At 61.5% G+C, this 16,139-nt stretch carries 18 protein-coding genes and 1 pseudogene; 9 read left to right on the forward strand and 10 right to left on the reverse strand.

Features of this window, described 5'->3' with window-relative positions; translation table 11 throughout:
• Window positions 1-7: 7 nt before the first annotated feature.
• The 3 genes from AC27VU_RS18570 (at window position 8) to sutA (ending at window position 2,416) form a co-directional block, all read left to right on the forward strand.
• Entirely contained in the window at window positions 8-1,345 is a 1,338-nt protein-coding gene (locus AC27VU_RS18570) for an ammonium transporter (protein WP_103483682.1), read from the forward strand.
• 216 nt (window positions 1,346-1,561) lie between these two features.
• Window positions 1,562-1,987 carry a secondary thiamine-phosphate synthase enzyme YjbQ gene (locus AC27VU_RS18575; protein WP_003229414.1) on the forward strand — a complete coding sequence of 142 codons (426 nt, stop codon included), beginning with the start codon at window positions 1,562-1,564 and terminating at the stop codon, window positions 1,985-1,987.
• A gap of 102 nt (window positions 1,988-2,089) precedes the next feature.
• Complete coding sequence (sutA, locus tag AC27VU_RS18580; protein WP_003229413.1) at window positions 2,090-2,416, forward strand: transcriptional regulator SutA; 327 nt, start codon at window positions 2,090-2,092, stop codon at window positions 2,414-2,416.
• 188 nt (window positions 2,417-2,604) lie between these two features.
• On the opposite strand, the gene AC27VU_RS18585 is transcribed toward sutA, so the two are convergent.
• The 6 genes from AC27VU_RS18585 to lptM are packed head-to-tail and all read right to left on the reverse strand — an operon-like array spanning window position 2,605 to window position 7,217.
• On the reverse strand, window positions 2,605-3,312 hold the full coding sequence (locus AC27VU_RS18585) for an HAD family hydrolase (protein ID WP_488724627.1): 708 nt from the start codon (window positions 3,310-3,312) through the stop codon (window positions 2,605-2,607).
• The gene (gene xerC / locus AC27VU_RS18590; protein WP_003229409.1) at window positions 3,309-4,208 is read right to left on the reverse strand and encodes a tyrosine recombinase XerC; all 900 of its coding nucleotides are present in this window, start codon (window positions 4,206-4,208) and stop codon (window positions 3,309-3,311) included. The genes AC27VU_RS18585 and xerC overlap by 4 nt, the downstream gene beginning before the upstream one ends.
• A gap of 2 nt (window positions 4,209-4,210) precedes the next feature.
• Window positions 4,211-4,936: a DUF484 family protein gene (locus AC27VU_RS18595; RefSeq protein ID WP_003229406.1), complete on the reverse strand. Its 726-nt coding sequence runs from the start codon at window positions 4,934-4,936 to the stop codon at window positions 4,211-4,213.
• Between the two features lie 13 nt (window positions 4,937-4,949).
• Window positions 4,950-5,780 (reverse strand): diaminopimelate epimerase, encoded by an 831-nt coding sequence (dapF, locus tag AC27VU_RS18600; protein ID WP_488724628.1) that lies wholly within the window; start codon window positions 5,778-5,780, stop codon window positions 4,950-4,952.
• 3 nt (window positions 5,781-5,783) lie between these two features.
• The gene (gene lysA / locus AC27VU_RS18605) at window positions 5,784-7,031 is read right to left on the reverse strand and encodes a diaminopimelate decarboxylase (RefSeq protein ID WP_003229402.1); all 1,248 of its coding nucleotides are present in this window, start codon (window positions 7,029-7,031) and stop codon (window positions 5,784-5,786) included.
• Window positions 7,032-7,040: 9 nt separating this feature from the next.
• Window positions 7,041-7,217, reverse strand: coding sequence for an LPS translocon maturation chaperone LptM (gene lptM, locus AC27VU_RS18610; RefSeq protein WP_003229400.1), 177 nt, complete (start codon window positions 7,215-7,217; stop codon window positions 7,041-7,043).
• A 315-nt stretch (window positions 7,218-7,532) separates the two neighbouring features.
• Between lptM and cyaY the strand changes: the two genes are divergently transcribed.
• The 3 genes from cyaY to rnk all read left to right on the forward strand — a co-directional run bounded on the left by cyaY (window position 7,533) and on the right by rnk (window position 8,755).
• Window positions 7,533-7,865 carry an iron donor protein CyaY gene (gene cyaY, locus AC27VU_RS18615; RefSeq protein WP_003229398.1) on the forward strand — a complete coding sequence of 111 codons (333 nt, stop codon included), beginning with the start codon at window positions 7,533-7,535 and terminating at the stop codon, window positions 7,863-7,865.
• A gap of 4 nt (window positions 7,866-7,869) precedes the next feature.
• Complete coding sequence (locus AC27VU_RS18620; RefSeq protein ID WP_080593277.1) at window positions 7,870-8,088, forward strand: DUF1289 domain-containing protein; 219 nt, start codon at window positions 7,870-7,872, stop codon at window positions 8,086-8,088.
• A gap of 256 nt (window positions 8,089-8,344) precedes the next feature.
• Window positions 8,345-8,755, forward strand: coding sequence for a nucleoside diphosphate kinase regulator (rnk, locus tag AC27VU_RS18625; RefSeq protein WP_226500820.1), 411 nt, complete (start codon window positions 8,345-8,347; stop codon window positions 8,753-8,755).
• A 7-nt stretch (window positions 8,756-8,762) separates the two neighbouring features.
• On the opposite strand, the gene AC27VU_RS18630 is transcribed toward rnk, so the two are convergent.
• From AC27VU_RS18630 to AC27VU_RS18640, 3 genes are all read right to left on the reverse strand, one after another.
• A complete protein-coding gene (locus AC27VU_RS18630; RefSeq protein ID WP_488724629.1) occupies window positions 8,763-11,603 on the reverse strand; it encodes a class I adenylate cyclase in 2,841 nt (946 codons plus the stop codon).
• 183 nt (window positions 11,604-11,786) lie between these two features.
• Complete coding sequence (locus AC27VU_RS18635; RefSeq protein WP_003229392.1) at window positions 11,787-12,032, reverse strand: TIGR02647 family protein; 246 nt, start codon at window positions 12,030-12,032, stop codon at window positions 11,787-11,789.
• A 255-nt stretch (window positions 12,033-12,287) separates the two neighbouring features.
• The gene (locus AC27VU_RS18640; protein WP_488724630.1) at window positions 12,288-12,572 is read right to left on the reverse strand and encodes a hypothetical protein; all 285 of its coding nucleotides are present in this window, start codon (window positions 12,570-12,572) and stop codon (window positions 12,288-12,290) included.
• Window positions 12,573-12,695: 123 nt separating this feature from the next.
• Between AC27VU_RS18640 and AC27VU_RS18645 the strand changes: the two genes are divergently transcribed.
• On the forward strand, window positions 12,696-13,355 hold the full coding sequence (locus AC27VU_RS18645) for a glutathione S-transferase family protein (RefSeq protein WP_400497871.1): 660 nt from the start codon (window positions 12,696-12,698) through the stop codon (window positions 13,353-13,355).
• Between the two features lie 110 nt (window positions 13,356-13,465).
• On the opposite strand, the gene argH is transcribed toward AC27VU_RS18645, so the two are convergent.
• On the reverse strand, window positions 13,466-14,860 hold the full coding sequence (gene argH, locus AC27VU_RS18650) for an argininosuccinate lyase (RefSeq protein ID WP_103368168.1): 1,395 nt from the start codon (window positions 14,858-14,860) through the stop codon (window positions 13,466-13,468).
• A gap of 327 nt (window positions 14,861-15,187) precedes the next feature.
• Between argH and AC27VU_RS18655 the strand changes: the two are divergent.
• Both AC27VU_RS18655 and AC27VU_RS18660 read left to right on the forward strand, forming a co-directional pair.
• Window positions 15,188-15,328 (forward strand): annotated as a pseudogene (locus AC27VU_RS18655) (sensor histidine kinase); the annotation flags it as partial.
• Window positions 15,325-16,071, forward strand: coding sequence for a LytR/AlgR family response regulator transcription factor (locus AC27VU_RS18660; RefSeq protein WP_003229385.1), 747 nt, complete (start codon window positions 15,325-15,327; stop codon window positions 16,069-16,071). The pseudogene AC27VU_RS18655 and the gene AC27VU_RS18660, both read left to right, overlap by 4 nt.
• Window positions 16,072-16,139 lie beyond the last annotated feature (68 nt).

Below are 16,139 nucleotides of genomic sequence, written 5' to 3' on the forward strand. Positions count from 1 at the left end.
AAACAATATGACTCTGCGTAAATTCGCAGGGCTAGGCGCCCTGTTGTCCATCGTAATGCCCGGCCTGGCTATGGCGGCAGATCCGGTGGCGCCTCCAGTCCTCAATTCCGGCGACACCGCCTGGATGCTGACCTCCACAGCCCTCGTGCTGTTCATGACCATTCCGGGCCTCGCGCTGTTCTACGGCGGCATGGTGCGGTCAAAAAACATTCTTTCGGTGATGATGCAGTGCTTCGCCATTACCGGCCTGGTCACCATCCTGTGGTTCCTTTATGGCTACAGCATGGCGTTCGACACCACCGGGATGGAAGCCAACGTCGTCAACCTGAACTCCTTCGTCGGCAGCTTTGCCAAGGCCTTCCTCGCGGGCATCACGCCTGCCAGCATTACCGGCCCGGCAGCACTGTTCCCTGAAGCGGTGTTCGTCACTTATCAAATGACCTTCGCCATCATCACCCCGGCGCTGATCGTCGGTGCCTTCGCCGAGCGCATGAAGTTCTCCGCGATGCTGGTGTTCATGGGCGTCTGGTTCACTCTGGTGTATGCGCCGATCGCGCACATGGTCTGGAGCGGTCCGGGTTCGCTGCTGGGCGACTGGGGCGTGCTCGATTTCGCCGGCGGCACCGTGGTTCACATCAACGCCGGTATCGCCGGTCTGGTGGCGTGCCTGGTGCTGGGCAAGCGCAAAGGCTTCCCGACCACCCCGATGGCACCGCACAACCTTGGTTACACCCTGATGGGCGCGGCGATGCTGTGGGTCGGCTGGTTCGGCTTCAACGCCGGTTCCGCCGCGGCCGCCAACGGCACTGCCGGCATGGCGATGCTGGTGACTCAGATCGCTACCGCTGCTGCAGCATTGGGCTGGATGTTCGCCGAGTGGATCACCCACGGCAAACCTAGCGCACTGGGCATTGCCTCGGGTGTGGTTGCAGGTCTGGTGGCAATCACGCCGGCAGCCGGTACCGTGGGCCCGATGGGCTCGCTGATCATCGGTCTGGCGGCCGGTGTGGTGTGCTTCTTCTGCGCGACCACGCTGAAACGCAAACTCGGTTACGACGACTCCCTGGATGCCTTCGGCGTGCACGGTATCGGCGGCATCCTCGGCGCGATTCTCACCGGCGTGTTCGCCGCGCCGGCGCTGGGTGGCTTCGGCACCGTGACCGACATCGCTTCGCAAGTGTGGATTCAGTGCAAAGGCGTCGGCTTCACGGTGATCTACACCGCGATCGTCACCTTCATCATCCTCAAGGTACTGGACGTGGTCATGGGCCTGCGTGCCACCGAGGAAGAAGAGGCAGTGGGTCTGGACCTGGCACAACACAACGAACGCGGCTACAACCTGTAAGTACGCGCATCGAAAAAACTTGCCCGGCTTGCCGGGCATTTTTTTGTCTGGAATTTGTCATTCAGGTAGTGGCTGAAAGGATTTTTCGTACGGCTTTGGTCGTGTTTACGACAAGCGTTTTTCTGCGGCCAATGGCTTACATCATTGCAGGAATATTAGGGCCTTTGTTTTTTCCCAGAGCGCGCTAGAATGCGCCCCGAACGTGCGGAGAACTGTATGTGGCAACAGACTCTGATAACCCTGCGGGCACGGCCCCGGGGCTTTCATCTGGTAACGGACGAGTTACTCGCCGGCCTGCCTGAACTCAAGGCGTGCCGGGTCGGTCTGTTGCATTTGTGGCTGCAGCATACCTCGGCGTCGTTGACCATCAACGAGAACGCCGATCCGGCGGTCCGTCGCGACTTCGAACGATTTTTCAATCGTCTGATCCCACAAGGAACAGACGGCTATGAGCATAACGACGAAGGCCTGGACGACCTCCCGGCGCACTTCAAGGCCAGCGTACTTGGCTGCCAGATCAGTCTGCCGGTTTCGGCAGGGCGACTGGCTCTGGGCACCTGGCAAGGCGTTTATCTGGGCGAGCACCGTGATCATGGCGGTGCCCGTAAAGTCCTCGCCACCCTGCACGGTGAAGGGGCGTAAACCGTTGGTCACCAGCGGTTACCGATTTTTTTACGGCGACTTTCGACAGTCGCCAAAGCTGGTCTATAACTAATCTGCTTTTCGCAAGTCATGAGGTAGAACATGAGCGACGATGATCTGGAAAACGACGACCTCGAAGTAGGCGACGAAGACGAGGCCGAGGAAGGCCTGGAAGCAGCAGCGGAAGACGTTGCTGACGACGATGGCGGTGACGATACGCCGGCCCCGGCTGCCAAAGGCAAAGCCAAGGCTGCGGTGTCGATCGACGAATTGCCGAGCATCGAAGCCAAGAACAAGGAGCGCGACGCCCTGGCCAAGGCCATGGAAGAATTCCTTGCGCGCGGCGGCAAGGTGCAGGAAGTAGAGGCCAACGTGGTCGCCGATCCGCCCAAGAAGCCGGACAACAAGTACGGCAGCCGCCCTATCTGAGGCGTGCCGCTTGCTTGCTGAAAAAGCCCGCCGTCGCTGCGGGCTTTTTCATGCCTGAAATAAAGTCATGGATGCAGGCAATCCCCTGTGGGAGCGGGCTTGCTCGCGAAGGCGGTGTGTCATTCAAATTATATGTCGGCTGACACGGCCTCTTCGCGAGCAAGCCCGCTCCCACAGGGGATAGTGGATCAGTTCGAGAGGGCATTCCAGCGCGCCAGTACCGCCGGCAAATCAGTCAGGCTACGGATCTCGGCGTCCGGCAGGCGCTCGGCTTCCCAGACCTTGCCCGCCGGGTTGAACCAGATCGCGCGCATGCCTGCCTGCTGCGCCCCGGCAATGTCATCGCCGGGATGATCACCAATGTGTACCGCCAGGTCAGCGCTCACACCACCACGCTGCAACGCCTCGTGAAACAGCCGCACATCCGGCTTGGCGATGCCGATGTCTTCCGCGCACAACGCAAACTTGAAGTAATCCGCCAGGCCCAATCGACGCACGTCGGCATTGCCGTTGGTGACCACGCCGAGGGCGTAGTGGTTGGCGAGGATTTCCAGAGTCGGTTCGACCTCGGGAAATACCGTGATCTGGTGCCGCGCGTGCAGGAACACTTCAAAACTCTTGTCGGCCAGATCGGAAGCTTCGCCGTGGGCGTACCCGGCTTCTTCCAGCGCGTGGAACAGCACGCGCCGACGCAACGCGCTGATGCGATGTTTGAGGCCCGGTTCGCTAGCCAGCACCCGCTCGCGAATCGCCCACAGATGCTCCACCGGCACCGCGCCCAGATTGGGTGCGTGTTCGCTCAACCACTGGCGCAATACCGCTTCGGCGCTGACGATCACCGGGGCGGTGTCCCACAGGGTGTCGTCGAGGTCGAAGGTGATCAACTGGATGTTCATGAATCGTCGCCTTTGCTGCGTTTGGCCCGTGGATGGGCGCTGTCGTAGACCGCCGCCAGGTGCTGGAAGTCCAGGTGGGTGTAGATCTGCGTGGTCTTGATGTCCGAGTGGCCGAGCAGTTCCTGCACCGCGCGCAGATCCTGCGAGGATTCCAGCAAGTGGCTGGCGAAGGAGTGCCGCAGCATGTGCGGGTGCAGGTTCTGCCCCAGTTCGCGCTCGCCGGCCAGTTTCACTCGCACCTGAATCGCCCGCGGGCCGAGGCGCCGGCCTTGCTGACTGACGAACACGGCGTCGTCGGCCGGGTTGGTCATGGCCCGCAGCGGCAGCCATTGCTCGAGTGCTTCGCGAGCCTTTTTGCCGACCGGCAGCAGACGGGTCTTGCTGCCCTTGCCGAGCACCTGAACCATGCCGTCGGCCAGATCCAGCTGATCGAGATTGAGCCCGGTCAGCTCGGACAGGCGCAGGCCCGAGGAATAGAACAGTTCGAGAATCGCCTGATCACGACGGGCGAGAAAATCGTCCTCGACCGCACCTTCAAGCAGTTGCAACGCACGGTCGGTGTCGAGGGTTTTTGGCAGGCGCCGCTCGCCTTTCGGCGGCGCCAGACCGGTCGCCGGGTCGTGGTCGCACAGGCCTTCGCGATTCAGATAGTGATAGAGCCCGCGCACCGCTGAAAGTAATCGGGCGAGGCTGCGCGACGACTGCCCCTGGGCATGCAGGCGGGCGATCAGGCTGCGCAGACGCTGAATATCCAGCGCCGCCCAACTGCCGATGTTCTGCTTGAGGCACCAGCCGAGGACTTTATCGAGGTCGCGGCGATAGGCCGACAGGGTGTGCGGCGACACCTGTCGCTCACTGCGCAGGTGTTCGCAGTAAGCGTCCAGTTGTCGTTCCATGCTCAGCGTACCGAGCGCAGGGAACTGTTGACCCGTGGCAGCACGCGGCCCATGACTTCGGCGATGTAGCTGAGGAACAGCGTGCCCACCGAACTCTTGTAGTGCTGCGGATCACGGCTGGCGATTGCCAGAATGCCGTGGATGCCTTGATGACTGACCGCGACCACCGCTGTGGAGCCGATCTGCTTACGCTGTTCTTCGCCGAACAGGAAGTCCAGCTCATGTTCACGCAGGGTGCCGCTGACGCTCTTGCCTTCGGTGAGCAGACCGCCGATGGCGGTCTGCGCGTCGGCATGGGTCACCCAGCGGCCAACCGGCGCCGGGTTGTCGCCGAGCAAGATCAGGCTGACAAAAGGCACCTGGAAATCCTGACGCAGGCTGTCTTCGACGCTGATCACCACGTCTTCGAGGCTGGCGGCATCCATCAGAGACAGGATCAGGCGGCGGGTCTTGTCGAACAGGCGGTCGTTGTCGCGGGCGACGTCCATCAACTGCGAGAGGCGATGCCGCATCTCGATGTTGCGGTCGCGCAGGATGCTCATCTGCCGTTCGACCAGCGATACGGTGTCACCGCGCTGATGCGGAATGCGCAGGGCGGGCAGCAGTTCTTCGTGCTCGACGAAGAAGTCCGGATGAGCCTCGAGGTATGCGGCAACCGCTGCCGCCTCCAGGCTCTCGGACGCTGATTCGTCGGACTGTCGGGCGGGTACCTGAGGCTTATCGGTCATGGCTTCTGCTCACTCAAAGACGCACTTGTCCTTCGTATACACGCACTGCCGGGCCGGTCATCAGCACCGGTTGGCCAGGGCCTGCCCATTCAATGGACAGACGCCCGCCGGGCAGGTCGATCATCAGCGGCGAATCCATCCACCCCTGACTGATTGCAGCTACAGCGGCGGCGCAGGCGCCGGTGCCACAGGCCTGAGTTTCCCCGGCGCCGCGTTCCCAGACGCGCAACTGCGCACGGTTGCGGTCGATGACCTGGATGAAACCGACATTGACCCGCGCCGGGAAGCGCGGGTGGTGTTCGATTTTCGGCCCCAGTTCATGCACCGGTGCGTTGTTGATGTCCTGTACGCGCAGCACCGCATGGGGATTGCCCATCGAAACGGCGGCCAGCTCGACCGTGGTGCCGTCGACCTCCAGTTGATAGCTGGTAGCCTGCGCCGGCGCTTCGAACGGAATGTCCGCCGGCACCAGGCGCGGCGCGCCCATGTTGACCCCGATCTGGCCGTCGTTACGCACGTCCAGCTCGATGATGCCGCCCTTGGTCTCGACGCGAATCTGCCGTTTGGCCGTCAGGCGCTTGTCCAGAACGAAGCGCGCGAAGCAGCGTGCACCGTTGCCGCACTGTTCCACTTCCGAGCCATCGGAGTTGAAGATCCGGTAACGGAAATCCACGTCCGGGTTGCTCGGCGCTTCGACGATCAGCAACTGGTCGAAACCGATACCGGTGTGCCGGTCGCCCCATTGCTTGGCGTGCTTGGGCTGAATATGCGCGTGCTGGCTGACCAGGTCGAGAACCATGAAGTCATTGCCCAGGCCGTGCATTTTGGTAAAACGCAGCAGCATGGGTTACTCCGGCAGCAGGCTTTCGCCGGCAAACAGCTCGGCCACGGTTTCGCGGCGGCGCACTTCAAAAACCTGATCACCGTCTACCAACACTTCAGCGGCACGGCCACGGGTGTTGTAGTTGGAACTCATCACGAAGCCGTAGGCACCGGCCGAATGCACGGCCAGCAGGTCGCCTTCTTCCAGCGCCAGCTCACGATCCTTGGCGAGGAAGTCGCCGGTTTCACAGATCGGGCCGACCACGTCGTACTGGCGTGCGGCGCTGTCGCGCGGCTTGACCGCGGTGATGTCCATCCAGGCCTGATACAGCGCCGGGCGGATCAGGTCGTTCATCGCCGCGTCGACGATGGCGAAATCCTTGTGTTCGGTGTGCTTGAGGTACTCGACCTGAGTCAGCAGCACGCCAGCGTTGGCGACGATGAAGCGGCCAGGTTCGAACACCAGTGCCAGGTCACGGCCGTTCAGACGCTCGCGTACGGCCTTGATGTAGTCGCCGGCCAGTGGCGGCTCCTCATCGCGATAACGCACGCCCAGGCCACCACCGAGATCGATGTGGCGCAGGTGAATGCCGCAATCGCCGAGGCGGTCGACCAGATCCAGCAGACGGTCGAGGGCATCGAGGAACGGTGGCAGGGTGGTCAGTTGCGAGCCGATGTGGCAGTCGACACCGATCACTTCCAGGTTCGGCAGGTGCGCGGCACGCACGTACACGTCTTCGGCGTCGGCAATGGCGATGCCGAACTTGTTCTCTTTGAGACCGGTGGAAATGTACGGGTGGGTGCCGGCGTCGACGTCCGGGTTCACGCGCAGCGAAACCGGTGCGCGAACACCCAGCTCGGCAGCCACGACTTGCAGGCGCTCGAGCTCGTCGGTGGATTCGACGTTGAAGCAGTGCACGCCGACTTCCAACGCGCGACGCATGTCGTCACGGGTCTTGCCGACGCCGGAGAACACGATCTTGTCGGCGCTGCCGCCAGCGGCCAGCACACGTTCCAGCTCGCCACGGGAAACGATGTCGAAACCGGCGCCGAGCCGGGCCAGGACATTCAGCACGCCGAGGTTGGAGTTGGCCTTGACTGCGTAGCAGACCAGGTGCGGCATGCCGGCCAGCGCATCGGCGTAGGCCAGATATTGGGCTTCGATGTGCGCACGCGAGTAGACATAAGTGGGCGTGCCGAAGCGGTCGGCGATGGCGGACAGGGCCACACCTTCCGCGAACAGCTCCCCGCCACGGTAGTTAAAAGCGTCCATGGCGATCCCTTATTGGTAAACGTCGTGCTTGTGCGCCTTGGAGGCAGGTTGTTGTTGCGACGACTTGGCTTGCTCGGCCGGGTCCTGATCGTCATCCGGCAGGTACAGCGGGCCTTTTTGACCACAGGCGGAAACGAGGCAGGCAACCGCGACGAGCGCAGCAAGGGAAGAGATCAGGCGCTTCATGGCGAAATCCTTGAAAATGCGTTAATTGCGCCGGAGTATACCGGCCACCCGGCAGCTTGCCTATGCGAGGGGGTTCCCGTCCGGCGGGGCTGCTGGATACACCTGGAGCCTTGTGGGAGCGAGCCTGCTCGCGAAGAGGCCGGCACATCCGATATGTCTGCTGCCAGACACACCGCTTTCGCGAGCAAGCTCGCTCCCACAGGGTTTGGTGTTGATGGGCCGGCAGGCCCTTGGTCGTTATCCTTTGCAATCGGCCGGCAGCGTCCGTATCTTGCGGCGCTTGAGCCTGATCAGACATTTTTTGAGGTTGCCACAATGAGTTTGTCCGAAGCGCGTTTCCACGATCTGGTCGATGAAACCCAGGAAAAACTGGAGGACATCTTTGACGAAAGCGACCTGGATATCGACCTGGAAAGCTCGGCCGGTGTACTGACTGTGAAGTTTGAAAACGGCACGCAGCTGATCTTCAGTCGTCAGGAGCCGTTGCGTCAGCTGTGGTTGGCGGCGGTCTCCGGCGGTTTCCACTTCGACTACGACGAAGAGAGCGAGCGCTGGATGTGCGACAAGAGCGAAGAGCAACTGGGCGAGATGCTCGAGCGCATCGTCAAGCAGCAAGCTGGTGTCGAATTCGATTTCGAAGGTCTGTGATTTCGTGACTGACACCGCACCTGTTCGTCCGCCAAAGCCGCTTTACAGCAACATCAGCCCGGCCGTGCCTTCGCCGTGCAGCGGCGTGTGCCGGCTGGATGAACAGAAGGTTTGTCTCGGCTGCTTCCGCCATGTCGAGGATATTCGCGAATGGCGCTCGGCCGATGATGAGCGCCGTCGGATCATCTGCCAGCAGGCTGCCGCACGAAAATCCCAAGCCTGATCCGATCTGTGGCGAGGGAGCTTGCTCCCGCTCGACTGCGCAGCAGTCGTAGGCATTTCAGGGCCGCTACGCGCCCCAGCGGGAGCAAGCTCCCTCGCCACAAGGGTCTCCTCCGGTCTGGAGGGTGGCTTGTATATTTTTTGAGCTGTGATAGTGTCCGAACACGCCTCAACCCATCGAGGCCTGGTGAAAACCCCGTCTTTTTTGGCGGGGTTTTGCTTTTTTTGTGTGCAGAAGAAAGGAGTCTGCCCGGATCATGACCGCACCTTCCATCACCCTTACCCGTCTGGACGTACAACGTCTGGAGCGCCTGATCGACAGCCTGGATGACACGCTGCCGGGCGTGATCGCGCTGCAAACCGAACTGGACCGCGCCGATACACTGGTCGGCCACGATGAAGTGCCCGCTGATGTCGTGACGATGAATTCCCGCGTGCACTGCCGCGAAGAAGGCAGCGGCAAGGACTATCACCTGACGCTGGTCTATCCCAATGACGCCAACGCCGACGAAGGCAAGATTTCGATCCTGGCGCCGGTCGGCAGCGCGCTGCTCGGCCTGAAGGTCGGTCAGCACATCGATTGGCCGGCACCGGGTGGCAAGACCCTGAAACTGACCTTGCTGGAAGTTGAGTCGCAGCCGGCCAACGGCGGCGATTTCCGCGAGTAATCCCGCCTCAGACCTGTTCGAGCGCCTCGTTCAGGGCGCGCTCCAGGTCGGCCTTGTAGCGCAGATACAAATTGCTTGAACTCTGACCATCACCGAGCAGGCCCGAGAGGTCCAGGTCGGTGATGTAGCAGCGATAGCGCTCGGTCTCGCGGCGTTGCTCGACGATCTCCCGGGCGACCACGCGGAACAATTGGTCGCCATGTTCCAGCTCGCTGAATTCCCGCTGATTGCAATACAGCGTGACCTGCACCTCTCCGGGTGCGGCTTTGCCGACAATCGCCTGTACGTCGTAGAAAGGTTTGTTGACCGGTGTCTGCGGCGTTGGCCGAGCCTCGACCCGTCGAGCCCTGCCCGGGCCCGAGGGCAACAGCTGGTAATACAAAATATCGAGAACCGCCGGGCTGGCATCCATTGGCAGCAGCGCTTCACGGCGGTACTGGATCGATTGCAGAAAACGCTGCAGCGGCACCAGCAGGCTCTGTTCGTCGTGATACGGCAGATGCTGTTGCCACAGCGCGTTGAACTCATCCAGCACGTACAGTTCGGCCTGTTGTTCAGTGATCCGGTAGAACACCTGAATCGATTCCGGCTGGCCCATCGGCAGGATCAGTGCGAGATCGTGATCCTCCAGCGCCATCGGGTCCAGGTGCAGCGGGCTGTAGCGCGGCTGTTCTTCGCCGAGGTAATCCAACAGCGCCGGCAAGGTAGCGAGCGCGACATGGTTGACCTGGCCCGGCACCAGCTCCAGCACGTGATAGTGCTGTTGCACCTGAATCAGGTAGCGGTGATTGAGCTCGCTGAGCAGCAGGGTCTGCGCGGTGTCGATGACTTCTTCGACGCGCCGGGCAATGAACTGCGCGCGGTTGTGGCAGAAGCAGCGCACTTTCAATGTCGGCTGCTGCGGGCCGCGCGGCAGATTATTGAGGTAGTCGCGCAGGCAATCGAGCAGCGCGTGGGGGCCGTCGAAACGGTTGACCAGCACTTCGTTCCAACTGTTGAGCGTGACCTGATCGAGGGTCAGCACAAGGTTTTCGCGCACCCCGGCGTAACTCAGCGAGTCGGTGCGTTCGGTGGTCATCAGGATGTTCAGGTCGCGGTGATGCTTGAGCGGATCGACACCGACGTTGACCAGGATCAGCACTTCGCTCGGCACCGCGGCGCGCAGCAGCGGTTCTTCGGCGACGGTCGGCAAGGGCAGGGCGATGCACTGCTGCAGGCTGCCGAGCAGGTTGAACAGTTCGAACTCGCTCAAGTCGCTGGTGCCGGGGTGCAGGGCCAGACGGGTGCTGCTGTCGATCACGCCGTTGCGGTGGCACCAGGTCAGCAGTTCGAGCAACTCACGGCTGCGCTTGATCGGCGCGAAGTGCTCCCACTCCAGCGCGGTCAGGCTGCCGTTGTACAGGCCCCACTGGGTTTGCCCGGGCTCTTTTTTGTTCGGCGACTGCACCAGGGTCAAGGTGTCTTCGGCCAGATCCGGGGCGATGCCGGGATTGATGAACTCGACCTTGTCGGCCTTGCGTTCGAACGCGGCGTACAAGCGGCGGCCGAGCACATTGAGGTCGCGCTTGTTGATCAGGCTGACGGTCTGTTCGCTGCGGGCGAACTGGGTCAGGAAGCGATAACTGTAGTTCAGTTCATTGACCAGGGCGCGGCGTTCGGCACTGACCTGGCGGACTTTCCACTGGCTGCGGCTGTCGAGCAAGGCCAGTTGCCGCTGATCCCAATGCCACTCGTGGGCCAGGCGTTCCAGCAGCGAGCGCTGCCAGCTCTGGGTGCGGCTGTTGCCAGTAAGCTTGCGGTTGACCTTGAGATAAAGCGCGCGCCGCACCAGTTCCAACCGCTCCGGTTCGTTGCGGGCGCTGAGGTATTCCTCGATGCGTCGGTACACCACCATGTACGGATCCAGCTCATCCAGATCCAGCTGATTGGCGAACACGGCCTGCTTGTACCGCAGGCTCAGGCACCGCACGTTCGGGTGTTCGCTGGCGTAGACCTCGGTCAGCAGCAGCTTGAGCACCGACTTGTAGGGCGACTCGATGCCCTTGAACAATTGCCACAGGCCGGCGCCGATGAACTCGCCCGGCGGAATCGTCGCCAGATGCCCGAGATCAAGCGTCTCGTCGGCGCGAATGAAGCGCTTGGACAGCAAGGTGTGGGTGTACTGGTCGTAAGCGGTTTCTTCGTAGACCGGCACCAGCCACCAGATCGGTGTGCGCCCGGCCAGCCAGATCGCGGTGCGATAAAACTCGTCCAGCAACAGATAGTGCTGAGTGCTGCCGCAGTTTTCGGAGCTGAGCTGGGTGTCGCGTTCGCCTTTGACGAAGCGCACCGGATCGATCAGGAAGAAGTGCGCCTCGGCGCCTTGGGTCGCGGCCCAGGCTTCGAGGAGCTGGCATTTTTTGCGCAGTTCGGCGAGTTCGTTTTCGCTCAGATCCGGTGCGTGGCAAACCCACACGTCCATGTCGCTCTGATCGGCCTGAGCCAGGGTGCCGAGGCTGCCCATCAGGAACAAACCGTGAATCGGCCGAGGCGGGTTGCTGCCATGGCGCGGCTTGTAGGAGAACGAGCGGGTCAGGCGCTGCGCTTCGGCGAGGGCGTTGGCGTCCGGCTCATAGTTGGACAGCCCGGCGGGGGTGCTGCCGGAAACATAGCCCGGCAACAGCGGGTGATTGACGTGGAAGAACAGTGGCAGCAGGGTCAGTACGCCTTGCTGGCGGCTCGACAGGCCTTCAAGTGCCCGGCCAAGCCGGCCATCATTGAGTTTGAGAAAACGCGCGCGCAGCTGGCTGAGCACCTTGCGGTCGATGCCTTCGTCCAGGTCGGGGCGGATTTCATGGGTGCGCGTCATGTCAGCTCAAACCGGCTCGCAGGCTCGGACGAAGAGGGTCTCGGAATGGGAGGCAGTTTAGCCTTTGCGCAGCGGGACTTTTAAGCTGAATTTGTTTTTTGACGTCAGATTTTTAGCGCGGGGTGCCGGGTAGGCCCGCGGAAATCCCGTGGCAGGAGTTCCCGTGGGCAAAGACGGGGGGAATCAGGCGGTTTCCTGCTCTCTCAGAATGGTCAGCACGGTTTGCACATTTTGCGCGGCATCGCGACCCAAGCTGGTCAGATACCCGCCATCAGGCTGGTCGGTGAGTTCTTTCTCGAAGAGGCGTTTGGCGGCGGCGATATGTTTCGGGGCAGCGGTCTGATGAATTTTCAAACCTTCCTGGGAACTGTCCAGGTTGAAGAGTGCGAGGACTTCCAGTTCGGCAACCAGCTCAGGGGTAAGCGACATAAGGACTCCAGACTTTCTAGGAATTGGACGACAGCGCCCCTAAGGTGAACCCGCTTTTGCGGCATGTCCAGTGCCAGTGGCCGGGTTTTTCCTTTCGAGGTGGAGTGCAGTGTAGTCAGGGGCCTGGAGATGGTGCGGCAGATACGTAACAAACATTGTAGGAGTGAGCCTGCTCGCGATTGCGCCGTGTCAGTCAGCTGATTTTTTGCTGAAAGAACGCAATCGCGAGCAGGCTCACTCCTACAGGATCGGGGTTTACTGCTTTTCCGGTGGCAGCTCTGGCAGCGCACGCAGCGCAGTTTCATACCACTCGGTATTGAACGCGCGGTCTTCGTCGAGCATTGCGTCAATCTCGTAGGCCAGCACATGAGCCATCAAATTGAGGATCTCCTCGCGCTCGACGCCCACCAGGGTCAGCTTGTTGTAGGTCGCCTTGGCCGCTGGCGGGTTGTCGCTTTCGATCTGGTTCTCGATGGCTTCGATCAACGTCGCCTCGGTGAACTCTTCTTCGTCGTTGTCGATGTCTGTCGGCTCGCTCATGGCAGGCTCCTCAAGGAAAGGCGCCAGTTTACCCGCATTCAGCGGCGTGATGCTGCTGGCAGGATCGTGGCGGGCGATCTATAAACAGTGACTGCCCACCCCGCACGGCCTGGAGGCTATGTGATGTTCAAGCTCTACGGATTCGCTGTCAGCAACTACTACAACATGGTCAAGCTGGCGCTGCTGGAAAAGGGCCTGGCGTTCGAAGAAGTCACCTTCTACCCGACGCCGACGCCTGAATCATTGGCGATCAGTCCACGCGGCAAAGTGCCGGTGCTGGGCGTCGAGGCGGGTTTCATCAACGAAACCGCGATCATCCTCGAATACCTCGAACAGACCCAGAAGGGCACGCCGCTGCTGCCGAGCGATCCATTCGAGCGGGCGCAGGTGCTGGCGATTGCCAAGGAAATCGAGTTGTACATCGAGCTGCCGGGCCGCGCCTGTTATGGCGAAGCGTTCTTCGGCTCGCCGGTGCCGGAGGCGATCAAGGAGAAAACCAAAGCCGAGTTGCTGCTGGGTTTCGCGGCGTTGGGTCGACACGGCAAATTCGCCCCGTACGTGGCGGGCGACAGTTTGAGCATCGCGGATGTGTACTTCCTGTACAGCGTGCCGCTGGCGTGTGCGGTCGGGCAGAAACTGTTCGGGATCGATTTGCTGGCAGAGATGCCGAAGGCCAAGGCGCTGTTGGAGCGGCTTGAGCAGAATCCGCATGTGCAGAAGATTGCGACGGACAAAGAGTTGGCGATGCCGGCGTTTTTGGCGATGATCGCAGCGAAGAAGTAGGTCTTGCAGTGTTCTGAAGTCAGCATTCGCGAGCAAGCCCGCTCCCACATTTGGACTGTATTAACAAATCCAGACTGTGGGAGCGAGCCTGCTCGCGAAGCTTTTGACCTTTAGCGGCTGGCGATCAGGGCCTGACCGCGAGCCACGGCGGCCTTGACCTGCGCCGGCGCAGTGCCGCCGATATGGTCACGGGCATTCACCGAGCCTTCCAGGGTCAGCACGGCGAACACGTCCTGCTCGATCTGGTCGCTGAACTGACGCAGTTCTTCCAGGCTCATCTCGGCCAGATCCTTGCCGGTGTCGACGCCGTACTTCACCGCGTGACCGACGATTTCGTGGCAGTCACGGAACGGCAGGCCACGGCGCACCAGGTAGTCCGCCAGGTCGGTCGCGGTGGAGAAGCCGCGCAGCGCCGCTTCGCGCATGATCGCGTGTTTCGGTTTGATCGCCGGGATCATGTCGGCAAAGGCGCGCAGCGAATCGCGCAGGGTGTCGGCGGCGTCGAACAGCGGCTCTTTGTCTTCCTGGTTGTCCTTGTTGTAGGCCAGTGGCTGGCCTTTCATCAGGGTCAGCAGGCCCATCAGTGCACCGAACACGCGGCCGGTCTTGCCGCGTACCAGTTCCGGCACGTCCGGGTTTTTCTTTTGCGGCATGATCGAGCTGCCGGTGCAGAAACGATCCGGCAGATCAATGAACTGGAACTGCGCGCTGGTCCACAGCACCAGCTCTTCGGAGAAACGCGACAGGTGCATCATCGCGATGCTCGCGGCCGAGCAGAATTCGATGGCGAAGTCGCGATCGGAAACGTTGTCCAGCGAGTTGCCGCCGACGGCGTCGAAGCCCAACAGTTGCGCGGTGTATTCGCGGTCGATCGGGTAGGTGGTGCCGGCCAGCGCGGCGCTGCCCAGTGGCATGCGGTTGGTGCGCTTGCGGCAGTCGACCAGACGCTCGTAGTCGCGGCTGAGCATTTCGAACCAGGCCAGCATGTGGTGGCCGAAGGTCACTGGCTGGGCAGTTTGCAGGTGAGTGAAGCCGGGCATGATGCTCGCGGCTTCGCGCTCGGCTTGTTCCAGCAAACCTTTCTGCAGGCGGGTGATCTCGGCCAGGATCAGGTCGATCTCGTCGCGCAGCCACAGCCGGATGTCGGTGGCGACCTGGTCATTACGGCTGCGCCCGGTGTGCAGTTTCTTGCCAGTGATGCCGATGCGATCGGTCAGGCGCGCTTCGATGTTCATGTGCACGTCTTCGAGGTCGACGCGCCAGTCGAACTGGCCGGCCTCGATTTCGCCCTGAATGGTCTTCAGGCCGTCGATGATGCTGTCGCGCTCGGCATCGGTCAGCACGCCGACCTTGGCCAGCATAGTGGCGTGGGCGATCGAGCCCATGATGTCGTGGCGATACAGGCGCTGGTCGAAGGTGACGGAGGCGGTGAAGCGGGCGACGAAGGCGTCGACGGGTTCACTGAAGCGGCCGCCCCAGGACTGATTGGTCTTGTCAGTGCTCATGAATTCGCTCGTATCGGCTTGAAGAAAGAAGGCGTGAAACGCTGGCGCGGATAATAACAGGGTTGCCAATCCTGTCGCTGACACCGGTCGATACGTTTTTTTCTCATCTGCTCATTCATAGTCGGCGCTGTCTGCGGGGGATTTGCGCAAGGATATTTTTCGATTGAGCAATATCGGCCCGGCAAGCGTCTACAGTTGGACATAAGGGTCGGCGCGACTGCGGATCGCGCAAGTGCCGACTATAAGAAGAGGGGGTGGGTGGTTTTGTCCTTTGGCATACCCCGTGAAAAACGCAGGAAACAGCGGGCTTTGAGCAGTACGACCCGGACACTGGCAAATATTGCTGGCCGACGTACGGCACTTTTTGGCGCTCGGGCTAGTCTTAGCGTGGATCGCGGTGACGGACGTCACTTCACCTGTCTACGCTATCCTTGTGCGAGACTCACGCAGGAATCCAGCGCAATATGAATGTCCTGATCGTTGATGACGAACCACTGGCTCGCGAGCGCCTAAGCCGAATGGTAAGCGAGCTCGAGGGTTATACAGTCCTGGAGCCCAGCGCCACGAATGGCGAAGAGGCGTTGGCGCTGATCGACAGCCACAAGCCGGATATCGTGCTGCTCGATATCCGCATGCCGGGCCTCGATGGCCTGCAGGTCGCTGCCCGTCTGTGCGAGCGCGAAACGCCGCCGGCCGTGGTGTTTTGCACCGGCCCCGATGAATTTGCCGTGGAAGCCCTGCAGGCCAGCGCCGTGGGCTATGTGGTGAAACCCGTGCGAACCGAACATCTGCATGACGCCCTGAAACGGGCTGAACGTCCCAACCGGGCCCAACTCTCGGCCCTGACCCGTCCCGCCGCCGAAAGCGGTAACGGCCCGCGCAGCCATATCAGCGCCCGGACCCGCAAAGGCATTGAGCTGATCCCGCTGGATCAGGTGGTCTATTTCATTGCCGATCACAAATACGTGACGCTGCGCCATGAAAGCGGCGAGGTTCTGCTGGACGAGCCGCTGAAAGCCCTCGAAGACGAATTCGGCGAGCGTTTTGTGCGTATCCACCGCAACGCGCTGGTCGCCCGTGACCGCATCGAGCGTCTGCAACGCACGCCGCTGGGGCATTTCCAGCTGTTCCTCAAAGGCCTCAATGGTGATGCGCTGATCGTCAGTCGTCGACATGTGGCCGGTGTGCGCAAGATGATGCAGGGCCTCTGACCCGGCCTTCGCGCTTGGTTTCACTTTCTTCTACCGGGCATTGCAGGCCAGGGAGGCCACGCCGTTTC

Source organism: Pseudomonas sp. 14P5.3.2, assembly GCF_057799175.1.

Excerpts from the sequence above, each read along its gene's own strand:
- lysA (WP_003229402.1), bottom strand. The coding sequence starts at position 7,031 with ATGGACGCTTTTAACTACCGTGGCGGGGAGCTGTTCGCGGAAGGTGTG.
- dapF (WP_488724628.1), bottom strand. The coding sequence starts at position 5,780 with ATGCTGCTGCGTTTTACCAAAATGCACGGCCTGGGCAATGACTTCATG.
- AC27VU_RS18570 (WP_103483682.1), top strand. The coding sequence starts at position 8 with ATGACTCTGCGTAAATTCGCAGGGCTAGGCGCCCTGTTGTCCATCGTA.
- AC27VU_RS18575 (WP_003229414.1), top strand. The coding sequence starts at position 1,562 with ATGTGGCAACAGACTCTGATAACCCTGCGGGCACGGCCCCGGGGCTTT.
- AC27VU_RS18585 (WP_488724627.1), bottom strand. The coding sequence starts at position 3,312 with ATGAACATCCAGTTGATCACCTTCGACCTCGACGACACCCTGTGGGAC.
- xerC (WP_003229409.1), bottom strand. The coding sequence starts at position 4,208 with ATGGAACGACAACTGGACGCTTACTGCGAACACCTGCGCAGTGAGCGA.
- AC27VU_RS18645 (WP_400497871.1), top strand. The coding sequence starts at position 12,696 with ATGTTCAAGCTCTACGGATTCGCTGTCAGCAACTACTACAACATGGTC.
- AC27VU_RS18595 (WP_003229406.1), bottom strand. The coding sequence starts at position 4,936 with ATGACCGATAAGCCTCAGGTACCCGCCCGACAGTCCGACGAATCAGCG.
- AC27VU_RS18660 (WP_003229385.1), top strand. The coding sequence starts at position 15,325 with ATGAATGTCCTGATCGTTGATGACGAACCACTGGCTCGCGAGCGCCTA.
- argH (WP_103368168.1), bottom strand. The coding sequence starts at position 14,860 with ATGAGCACTGACAAGACCAATCAGTCCTGGGGCGGCCGCTTCAGTGAA.
- AC27VU_RS18635 (WP_003229392.1), bottom strand. The coding sequence starts at position 12,032 with ATGTCGCTTACCCCTGAGCTGGTTGCCGAACTGGAAGTCCTCGCACTC.
- AC27VU_RS18630 (WP_488724629.1), bottom strand. The coding sequence starts at position 11,603 with ATGACGCGCACCCATGAAATCCGCCCCGACCTGGACGAAGGCATCGAC.
- lptM (WP_003229400.1), bottom strand. The coding sequence starts at position 7,217 with ATGAAGCGCCTGATCTCTTCCCTTGCTGCGCTCGTCGCGGTTGCCTGC.
- rnk (WP_226500820.1), top strand. The coding sequence starts at position 8,345 with ATGACCGCACCTTCCATCACCCTTACCCGTCTGGACGTACAACGTCTG.
- cyaY (WP_003229398.1), top strand. The coding sequence starts at position 7,533 with ATGAGTTTGTCCGAAGCGCGTTTCCACGATCTGGTCGATGAAACCCAG.
- sutA (WP_003229413.1), top strand. The coding sequence starts at position 2,090 with ATGAGCGACGATGATCTGGAAAACGACGACCTCGAAGTAGGCGACGAA.
- AC27VU_RS18640 (WP_488724630.1), bottom strand. The coding sequence starts at position 12,572 with ATGAGCGAGCCGACAGACATCGACAACGACGAAGAAGAGTTCACCGAG.